The organism is Variovorax sp. 01N429, from assembly GCF_056399425.1.
In genome coordinates this window covers 165,290-174,379 of the sequence record NZ_JBFTRG010000009.1, presented here as the reverse complement: position 1 = coordinate 174,379, position 9,090 = coordinate 165,290, and the positions used below count along the sequence as shown (strand labels likewise).

11 protein-coding genes are annotated in these 9,090 nt (G+C 63.1%); all 11 read left to right on the top strand.

What is annotated here, in order from left to right:
* The first annotated feature begins 23 nt into the window (after window positions 1–23).
* Window positions 24–341 (top strand): integration host factor subunit beta, encoded by a 318-nt coding sequence (locus AC1DSF_RS17785; protein ID WP_478125766.1) that lies wholly within the window; start codon window positions 24–26, stop codon window positions 339–341.
* A gap of 32 nt (window positions 342–373) precedes the next feature.
* Window positions 374–691, top strand: coding sequence for a LapA family protein (locus AC1DSF_RS17780; RefSeq protein WP_478125765.1), 318 nt, complete (start codon window positions 374–376; stop codon window positions 689–691).
* The gene (lapB, locus tag AC1DSF_RS17775) at window positions 681–1,865 is read left to right on the top strand and encodes a lipopolysaccharide assembly protein LapB (protein ID WP_478125764.1); all 1,185 of its coding nucleotides are present in this window, start codon (window positions 681–683) and stop codon (window positions 1,863–1,865) included. Before AC1DSF_RS17780 ends, lapB begins: the two co-directional genes overlap by 11 nt.
* A 104-nt stretch (window positions 1,866–1,969) precedes the next feature.
* The gene (locus tag AC1DSF_RS17770) at window positions 1,970–2,326 is read left to right on the top strand and encodes a ComEA family DNA-binding protein (protein ID WP_478125763.1); all 357 of its coding nucleotides are present in this window, start codon (window positions 1,970–1,972) and stop codon (window positions 2,324–2,326) included.
* Between the two features lie 148 nt (window positions 2,327–2,474).
* The gene (gene crcB / locus AC1DSF_RS17765; protein WP_478125762.1) at window positions 2,475–2,855 is read left to right on the top strand and encodes a fluoride efflux transporter CrcB; all 381 of its coding nucleotides are present in this window, start codon (window positions 2,475–2,477) and stop codon (window positions 2,853–2,855) included.
* Between the two features lie 43 nt (window positions 2,856–2,898).
* Window positions 2,899–5,844: a monovalent cation/H+ antiporter subunit A gene (locus AC1DSF_RS17760; RefSeq protein ID WP_478183180.1), complete on the top strand. Its 2,946-nt coding sequence runs from the start codon at window positions 2,899–2,901 to the stop codon at window positions 5,842–5,844.
* On the top strand, window positions 5,844–6,197 hold the full coding sequence (locus AC1DSF_RS17755) for a Na+/H+ antiporter subunit C (RefSeq protein ID WP_478125760.1): 354 nt from the start codon (window positions 5,844–5,846) through the stop codon (window positions 6,195–6,197). Before AC1DSF_RS17760 ends, AC1DSF_RS17755 begins: the two co-directional genes overlap by 1 nt.
* Window positions 6,194–7,894 (top strand): monovalent cation/H+ antiporter subunit D, encoded by a 1,701-nt coding sequence (locus AC1DSF_RS17750; RefSeq protein ID WP_478183179.1) that lies wholly within the window; start codon window positions 6,194–6,196, stop codon window positions 7,892–7,894. Before AC1DSF_RS17755 ends, AC1DSF_RS17750 begins: the two co-directional genes overlap by 4 nt.
* Window positions 7,894–8,385, top strand: a complete 492-nt coding sequence (locus AC1DSF_RS17745) for a Na+/H+ antiporter subunit E (protein ID WP_478183195.1) — start codon at window positions 7,894–7,896, stop codon at window positions 8,383–8,385. Before AC1DSF_RS17750 ends, AC1DSF_RS17745 begins: the two co-directional genes overlap by 1 nt.
* The gene (locus AC1DSF_RS17740) at window positions 8,382–8,660 is read left to right on the top strand and encodes a K+/H+ antiporter subunit F (protein ID WP_478125758.1); all 279 of its coding nucleotides are present in this window, start codon (window positions 8,382–8,384) and stop codon (window positions 8,658–8,660) included. Before AC1DSF_RS17745 ends, AC1DSF_RS17740 begins: the two co-directional genes overlap by 4 nt.
* A gap of 16 nt (window positions 8,661–8,676) precedes the next feature.
* Window positions 8,677–9,036: a monovalent cation/H(+) antiporter subunit G gene (gene mnhG / locus AC1DSF_RS17735; RefSeq protein ID WP_478183178.1), complete on the top strand. Its 360-nt coding sequence runs from the start codon at window positions 8,677–8,679 to the stop codon at window positions 9,034–9,036.
* Window positions 9,037–9,090 lie beyond the last annotated feature (54 nt).

Genomic DNA, 9,090 nt, shown 5'->3' with positions numbered 1-9,090 from the left:
TTTTTGTCTCCCACATTCTTGCCATGACCCGTTCTGACCTTGTCGAAGAACTTGCAGCGCGCTTTTCGCAGCTGACGCATCGAGATGCGGAATACGCAGTCAAGACAATTCTTGACGCGATGGGCGACGCGCTGGTGCGTGGACACCGCATCGAGATTCGCGGCTTTGGCAGCTTCACTGTGAACCGGCGGCCTCCGCGGATCGGACGCAATCCGCGTTCGGGCGAAAGCGTTCAGATTCCGGAAAAACGCGTGCCGCATTTCAAGCCCGGCAAGGCCTTGCGCGAGGCCGTCGATGCCCGAACAGCAGAACTCGATGCCGAGAAACACAAGCGCATCTGAGGCATAGAATTCCCCCGCCAACGGGGACGCGAATGAAATATCTCCTGTGGCTGCTCAAGGCAGCCATTTTTTTTACCCTTTTTGCCTTCGCGCTGAACAACCAGCACGACGCAACCGTCTATTTCTTCTTCGGTGCGTCGTGGCGCGCTCCGCTGGTGCTGGTGGTGCTTGCCGCCTTTGCAGGCGGGCTGGTGGTCGGCGCTCTCGGCATGCTGCCGGGCTGGTGGAAGCATCGAACTGCTGCTTCCCAAGTGCCTAACGTCGCGCCAACTTCCGCGCAGACATCTGCAACGGCCACACCCGCCGTTGCAGCCACCGACCTACCCGCCGTACGCCAACATGGACTTTGACTTCAGCTGGTTGCTGCTCGGCCTCCCCATTGCATTCGTTCTCGGCTGGCTCGCTTCGCGCTTCGACCTGAGGCAACTGAAGATCGAAAACCGCCAGGCGCCGAAGGCGTACTTTCGCGGACTGAACTTTCTGCTGAACGAGCAACAGGATCAGGCCATCGACGCGTTCATCGAAGCGGTCCAGAACGATCCCGACACGCAGGAACTGCATTTCGCACTCGGCAACCTCTTCCGCCGGCGCGGCGAATACCAGCGCGCAGTGCGCGTGCACGAGCACTTGCTCGGCCGCGGCGACCTGAGCCGCGCCGACCGTGACCGGGCGCAACATGCACTGGCTCAGGATTTCCTGCGAGCCGGACTGCTCGACAGGGCCGAGGCGGCACTTCAGAAGCTCGAAGGCACACGCTACGAAAACGAGTCTCGGCTTTCGCTGCTCGCCATTTATGAGCGTTCGCGCGAATGGGCGCAGGCCGCGGCCGTTGCGCAAAAACTCGATGAGTCAGATCAAGCGAGCTACAGCACGCGGCGCGCTCATCACCTTTGCGAACAAGCGGGCGAGCGCGTCACGGCCGGCGATCTCGATGGTGCGGCTCAATTTTTGCGCCAGGCCGTTGCGCTGGCCCCGCAAGCGCCGCGCCCCGCCATCGACACGGCGATTCTGCAATTGCGCAACGGCGATTCGGCCGCGGCCTTCGACACGCTCAAAGCCCTCAGCGAGAGCGCTCCGCTGGCACTGCCCCTGTATGCCGCGATGCTTCAGCAGGCGGCAGTCGCATCCCAGCGTTCCGGTGAGGCACTGGCGCTGCTCCAGCGCCGCTACGTCGCCTCGCCCTCGATCGACGTGCTCGAAGCCATCATCGCGCTCGGCGGCACTCCCGCCTTGCCTGACGATGCCAGATCCACCGAGGCCACCCCGCCGGAGCCGCGCGACGGCTACATCGCGCACCTGGCGCACCACCCTTCCCTGGTGGCTGCCTCGCGCTGGCTTGCCGGCGAACGCTTCGAGCACGAGCAGTTCCACCCCCAGGTGCAGCGCTCGCTGGACCAGGCCACGCGCCCGCTCATGCGTTATCGATGCGCTGCATGCGGCTTCGAGGCGCATCAATACTTCTGGCATTGCCCGGGCTGCCAGGCGTGGGACAGCTATCCCCCGCGCCGCGTCGAAGAACTCTGAAGATCAGTTTCGAACTCCCGCTATCATCGCGGCGCCGCACGCATTCGGCATGCGGCGGAGCGCCAAAGGCGTTTCACAAAAAAAGCAATGTCAGGGAGTTTTAAATGTTGAAGAAAATCTTGGCCGCTACGGCCATGCTGTTCGCGGTCGCCTCTTGGGCGGCAGTCGATGCCAACAAGGCAACGGAAGCGGACCTCGATGGATTGAAGGGCGTCGGCCCCGCACTTTCCAAGCGCATCCTCGACGAGCGCAAGCAAGGCGAGTTCAAGGACTGGCCCGACTTCATGAGCCGCGTCAAAGGCGTGAAGGAAAAATCGGCAGCCAAGCTGTCGGCTGAAGGCCTCACGGTCAATGGCCAAGCCTACTCACATGCTGCAGAACCGGCAGTGAAACCCGACGCGAAGAAGGCCGAGCCGAAGAAGGCGGAAGCCGCAGCCGCTAAAGAACCGGCCAAGCAGTAAGAAGAACGCAAGGCGTCGCTGACGCCACAGCGCGGGCCGCCTCAAGCGGCCCTTTTTTCATTTGCCATCGCGGTAATACCGAACGATGCGCCAGTCTTTGAACTTATGCTTCGCGACACCTTTCAACGCCATCCACACCTTAGTCGCCATGCACCCCATCCACTTGGTCGCCATCTGCATCGGTGCCTCTGTCGGCGCGCTCAGTCGATGGGGGCTCAACCTGTGGCTCAACTCAGGGGCTTCGCTGCCGTGGGGAACATTGGCGGCCAACTTGATCGGGGGCTACCTGATCGGAATCGCAGTCGCCATGTTCGACGGCATGCCGCAGCTCGATCCCGTCTGGCGGCTCGCGCTTATCACCGGGTTTCTTGGCGGCCTCACAACTTTCTCGAGCTTCTCCGCGGAAGTGGTCGGGATGCTCTTGACCGATCGCTTCGGCCTGGCAATGGGGACGGCAGCGCTGCACCTTGCCGGATCGCTTGTTCTTACCTGGCTCGGTATCCGAACGGTGCAGCACATGGTCGCTTGAGAGCGAATGGTCGCGCCGGGGTCGATCGATAGAATTGATCGCAATGCCCCTTGTCTTTCTCGTTGCTCTTCCCTTCATCGCGAGCGTCATCGCGGCTCTGCTGCCATCTGACGCGCGCAACCGGGAATCGACGCTCGCAGGCCTCGTTGCGTTAGGCTGCGCCATACAGGCAGCCTGGTTCTTCCCGACAGTCGCAAGCGGCCAAGTGATCCGGCAAGAAATCGAGTGGATGCCGGCACTCGGGTTGAATCTCATCCTTCGCATGGACGGCTTCGCATGGCTATTCTCCATGCTGGTCCTGGGCATCGGCGCGCTGGTGGTGCTCTATGCGCGCTACTACATGTCGCCGTCCGATCCGGTGCCGCGCTTCTTCTCGTTCTTTCTCGCGTTCATGGGCGCAATGATGGGCGTGGTGCTTTCAGGCAACCTCATCCAGATGGTGTTGTTCTGGGAACTCACCAGTCTCTTCTCATTCTTGCTGATCGGCTACTGGCATCACCGTCGTGATGCGCGACGTGGTGCGAGCATGGCGCTGACGGTCACCGGCGCGGGCGGCCTTTGTCTGCTGGCGGGCGTGCTGGTGCTGGGGCGCATCGTCGGCAGCTACGAACTCGACGCGGTTCTCGCCGCCGGCGACGAGATCCGCGCCAGTCGCCTCTATCCCGCCGCACTGGTGCTGGTGCTGCTGGGTGCCTTCACCAAGAGCGCGCAATTCCCCTTTCACTTCTGGCTGCCACGCGCCATGGCGGCACCGACACCCGTCTCGGCCTATCTGCATTCGGCGACGATGGTGAAGCTCGGCGTATTTCTGATGGCACGCCTCTGGCCTGTACTTTCCGGCACCGAGCAATGGTTCTGGCTCGTGGGCGGCGCAGGAGCGATCACCCTGCTGCTGGGAGGATACGTAGCGATGTTCCAGCGTGACCTCAAGGCGCTGCTCGCGTATTCGACCATCTCTCATCTCGGGCTGATCACGCTGCTGTTGGGGCTCAACAGCGATCTTGCGGCCGTCGCGGCGGTGTTCCACATCATGAATCACGCGACCTTCAAGGCGTCGCTCTTCATGGCGGCCGGCATCATCGACCACGAAAGCGGCACGCGAGACATTCGAAAGCTCAGTGGCCTGCTCAAGCTGATGCCGATCACGGGCACGCTGGCGATCATCTCGAGCGCAGCGATGGCTGGTGTGCCGCTGCTCAACGGCTTCCTGTCCAAGGAAATGTTCTTTGCCGAGACTGCGCTGGTCGAAGCAACGCCATGGGTCAGCAAGAGCTTGCCCGTCCTCGCGACTGTCGCCGGCATGTTCAGCGTCGCGTATTCGCTGCGTTTCGTGTTCGACGTGTTCTTCGGTCCGCCATGCGGGCCACCCGAAGTGCCGAAAAAGCCGCACGAGCCGCCGCATTGGATGCGCGTACCGGTCGAGTTGCTGGTGTTGATCTGCCTGGTGGTGGGCATAGCGCCGGCATGGTCGGTGGGTGCCTTCCTGATCGCAGCCGCAACGCCAGTCGTGGGTGGCCAGTTGCCGGAGTACAGCCTGGCCGTGTGGCACGGTTTCAATCAACCGCTGGCGATGAGCCTGACCGCTTCACTCGGAGGCGTGGTGATCTACCTGCTGCAACGCCGAGGGCGCGCACGCGGCGCCTTGGAGACGACGCCTCTCCTAAGCCGCTTCGATGGACAACGCATCTTCGAGAATCTGCTCGCGCGCCTGAGTGAAGCAGGCCGGCGTGGCCGGCGTCTCCTGGGCACCCGACGGCTGCAGACGCAATTGCTTCTTCTCGTCAGCGTAGCGGTTGCCGGTGCAGGCGCGGCGCTCTATTTCACGCCGGCCGAAAGCGGATCGCGCTCAATGCTTCCGTTCTCGCCCATGTTTGCGATGACTTGGCTCATTGGATGCACCTGCGCAGTAGCCGCCGCGTGGCAAGCCAAGTTTCACCGGCTCGCATCGCTGATGCTCGCTTCGGGCGCCGGGCTGGTGTGCTGCATCACCTACATCTGGTTCTCGGCACCGGATCTCGCGCTCACTCAGTTGGTGGTCGAAGTGGTGACGACGGTGCTGATCCTCCTCGGTCTGCGATGGCTTCCGATGCGCTCGGCCACACGGCAGGCGGCAGACGGGCGATTGCGCCCTCGGGCACGGCGTGCACGCGACATAGCGGTGGCAATCGCTGCGGGCGCCGGGCTCGGCTCGATCGCGTGGATGATGATGACGCGACCTTTCCCGCAAAGCATCTCGTCCTTCTTCCTGGAGCGCGCCCTCACCCGCGGCGGCGGCACGAACGTCGTGAACGTGATGCTCGTCGACTTTCGCGGCTTCGATACGTTCGGAGAAATTACGGTCCTCGGCGTGGTTGCGCTGACGGTCTATGCGCTGCTCCGCCGCTTCCGACCGGCTCCGGAATCCATGGCGCTGCCGCTGCAACAGCGGCTGCTGGCCGACGACACGAACACCGATCTGCTCAATCCACGCCGCGCCAAGGACACCGCCGTCGGCTACCTGATGGTCCCTGCCGTGCTGGTGCGCCTGCTGCTCCCGCTGTCGGTGCTCGTTTCGGTCTATTTCTTCATGCGCGGCCACAACCAGCCCGGCGGCGGCTTCGTGGCCGGGCTCGTGATGTCGGTCGCGCTGCTGCTCCAGTTCATCGTCTCGGGCACCGAATGGGTCGAAGAGCATCTGCGCATCTATCCCAGGCGGTGGATTGCCGTTGGCCTCCTGCTTGCACTGGCCACAGGTGGCGGCGCCATCGTGCTCGGCTATCCGTTCCTCACCACGCACACGGCGCACCTTCACTTGCCGATCCTCGGAGAGGTGCATGTGCCCAGCGCGCTGTTCTTCGACATGGGCGTGTTCGCGCTCGTGCTCGGTGCCACGATGCTGATCCTCACGGCACTCGCCCACCAATCGATTCGCAGCCATCGCTGGTCCGACGAACAGGCTGAAAAAGACGCGGCTCGTACCGCCCTCGCTGCGAAGGAGGCGGTCGCCTGATGGAAATCGTTCTCGCCATCGCCATTGCCATCGTCTCCGGATCGGGCGTGTACCTGTTGCTGCGGCCGCGGACCTTCCAGGTGATCATGGGTCTCACGTTGATCTCCTATGCGGTCAATCTCTTCATCTTCAGCATGGGTCGGCTGAAGCTCGACAGCGAACCGGTGCTCGAGCCCGGCATTGCCGCCACCCTTGCCAACACTGCCGACCCGATGCCACAGGCGCTGGTGCTCACGGCGATCGTCATCGGCTTTGCGATGACAGCGCTGTTTCTCGTGGTGCTGCTGGCCTCGCGTGGGCTGACGGGCACCGACCACGTGGATGGCGAAGAACGCCGGGAGCCGCAGGAATGACCGGCTTCTTGAACCTGATCGACAGGCTGCTCGAATTCAGCATGCCGCACCTGATCGCCGTGCCGATCCTGGTGCCGATGCTTACCGCAGGTCTCATGCTGCTCCTGGGTGAACAGCGACGGCGGGCAAAGTCCGCCTTGAGCGTCGCATCCGGCCTGATCGGACTTCTCGCAGCGCTTGCCTTGCTGCGCTGGGTCAATGCGCCTGCGACCGGGGGCGGCCCAGGCTCGATCGGCGTCTATCTGCCGGGCAACTGGCATGCGCCCTTCGGCATCGTGCTCGTTGCGGATCGTCTCTCGACGATGATGGTGGCGCTCACCGGGGTGGTCGCGTTCGCCGCCTCCATCTATTCGACTTCGCGGTGGGATCGAGCCGGCGTTCATTTCCACCCGATGCTGCAATTGCAGCTCATGGGCCTCAATGGCGCCTTCCTGACGGGGGACCTGTTCAATCTCTTCGTCTTCTTCGAGGTCATGCTCGCAGCCTCTTATGGGTTGCTGCTGCACGGCTCGGGCCGGCTGCGCGTGCATGCGGGGCTTCACTACATTGCAATCAACCTGGCGGCTTCGTCGCTGTTCCTGATTGGCGCCGCATTGCTGTACGGCGTGACCGGTACGTTGAACATGGCGGACCTCGGCGTGCGCATCGCCCAGATCTCGCCGGCCGATCGCGGGCTGGTGCACGCGGCCGCGGCCATCCTTGCGACGGCCTTCTTCGCCAAGGCCGGTGCGTGGCCGCTGAACTTCTGGCTCGTGCCGGCGTACAGTTCCGCGGTTTCGCCCGTGGGTGCGGTGTTCGCTCTCCTTACCAAGCTTGGCATCTACACCTTGCTGCGCCTATGGACGGTCATGTTCGCGCCGGACACGGGTGCTTCCGCGGAGTTCGGACAAGGAGCGCTGGTCACGACGGGGCTGGCGACCTTGTTCGTGGGCGCACTGGGGATCGTCGGCACGCAGCGGCTTTCCAATCTCGCTGGCTTCAGCGTGCTGGTTTCGGCAGGCACGCTGCTGGCGGCCATTGGGTTTGGCCAGCCGGCCATGTGGGCTGGCGCCCTCTACTACATGCTGAGCTCGACGCTCGCGGTGAGCGCCTTCTTCCTGCTGATCGACATGATCGAGCGCTGGCGCAATGCAGGAATGAGCATCGCGCCGCACGAGGCAGCCGGGGATGCGCCGTTTCTGTCCGAAGACTTGCGGAGGTCGGATGACGTGAATCTCGACGACCACGCGCAGGCGTTGTATGGGCGAGCCATTCCGGCGGGGGTCGCCTTCCTGGGCCTCAGTTTCGTCGGATGCACGATCTTGCTGGCTGGGCTGCCGCCGCTGTCCGGCTTCGTCGGCAAATTCGCCATGCTGTCTGGACTCTTCAGTGTCTCGAAGGTCGCTCCAGCGGCGTGGGCCTTCATGGCGCTGCTGCTCCTGTCGGGCTTCTTCACGCTGATCGCCTTGAGCCGCACCGGCATCCGGCATTTCTGGACCCAGGCTCATGCGACGCTGCCTGCGCTGCCGGCACTCGAAGTTCTGCCGGTGGCGGCGCTCCTCGCGGCGTGTTTTGCGCTCACGTTCTGGGCGGGACCGGTGATGCAACACGCCGTCGCCACGGCCGAAAGCCTCCGGACCCCGACTGCCTATCGGGCTGCCGTGCTCGGCGCGCGGGAGGTGCCAAGCCCGACCTCTGAAGCCGGAGCCGCCAAATGATCAAGCGCTGGATCCCATCGCCCCCGCTTTCGCTGGGCCTGTTTGTCGTATGGCTGCTGCTCAACCAATCAATGGATGTCGCGACGCTGCTGCTTGCAGCGATCCTGGCATTCGCCGTGCCGTTGCTGACGCAGTCGCTCAGGCCTTCGACCGTCAAGATGCGACGCCCTGGCGTTGCGCTGCGGTTGAGTGGTCTGGTGCTCTACGACATGATCCGCTCCGCCTTGACGGTGGCGCGACTGCTGCTGACCCAGCGCAACGCCGGCATGAACCCATGCTTCGTTCGAGTGCCGCTCGATGTCCGGGACCCGAACGCGCTGGCGGTGCTCGCGATGATTATCTGCCTCACCCCCGGCACCGCTTGGGGCGAGGTTTCATTCGATCGATCCAGCCTGCTGATCCACTTGTTCGACGAACCCGACGAGGTGGCCTTCGTTGCCATGGTCAAGTCCCGCTATGAACGCCCGCTGATGGAGATCTTCGAATCATGACACCGATCCTGTTCTGGGCACTCAAGCTTGCGCTGCTGTTGCTCGCCGTCGCCATGACCTGCGCCGTCGCTCGCCTGCTCATCGGGCCCACTGCGCAGGACCGTGTGATGGCGCTCGATTGCCTCTATATCAACGGAATGCTCATGATGCTGGTGCTGGGCATCGTCTATACGAGCAACGTCTATTTCGAGGCTGCGATGCTGATTGCGCTTTTCGGCTTCGTGAGTTCGACGGCGCTCGCGAAATTCCTGCTGCGCGGCGAGGTGATCGAATGACGAACGGAGATTGCGCATGAACGAATTCATCCAAGCCCCACTGCCAATGTGGGCAGAGATCCTGACCGCGGTGTTCGCTCTGACAGGCGCCGCTTTTGCTGCCATTGGTTCTTTCGGGCTGGCGCGGCTGCCGACGTTTTTCCGTCGAATCCATGCGCCGACGCTCGGCGCGACCTTGGGCGTGTGGAGCATGACCCTCGCGACGATCGTCTATTTTTCGGTCCAGGGCTTCAATCTTTTCCTGCACGCTTCGTTGATCGCGTTGTTCGTTGCACTCACCGCGCCGGTTACGACCATTTTCCTGATGCGCGCGGCGCTCTTCCGCGAAAGGCTCAAGAACGGAAACGTTCCGAAGGCCGACCCGAAAGCGCCTTGAGACGCCTTCCGCACGGCAGTCGACGCATACTTGCAATGATCTTGTGGAGTTTGA